At 41.0% G+C, this 327-nt stretch carries 1 protein-coding gene; it reads left to right on the top strand.

Annotated elements, in window-relative coordinates; translation table 11 throughout:
• A partial coding sequence (locus tag OGV77_RS00825; RefSeq protein ID WP_353655755.1) for a DUF6708 domain-containing protein occupies positions 1 to 327 on the top strand: 327 nt, incomplete at both ends.

Raw genomic sequence — 327 nt, forward strand, 5'->3', positions numbered from 1 at the left:
TGAACCCAATGCTATCTGGCTGAATGAAAAGAATGATATCTGGCTGGAAATTCCCCGTTATGAGAATCAGATCTCATGGGATTGGGGTAATATTTTTTCCTTTATTTCTGTTCTTTTTATGATTTATTTTTTGCTAGTACCGTTTATATTCTATGGTATGGACGGTGCTACTCTCGTAGCGATTATAGCATTTCTTTTTTTTCTCTCTCTATTTAAGCTTATGGTCAGAATGACCTATCACACGCCACGCGGTACGCCCGTGCGCCTAAACCGTAAGCGGCAGAAAGTCTATATTTACGAACATCACCGCAGCAGCTGGAATCCGTG

The sequence above is a fragment of the Citrobacter sp. Ce129 genome (assembly GCF_030334545.1).
GTDB lineage: Bacteria > Pseudomonadota > Gammaproteobacteria > Enterobacterales > Enterobacteriaceae > Citrobacter > Citrobacter europaeus.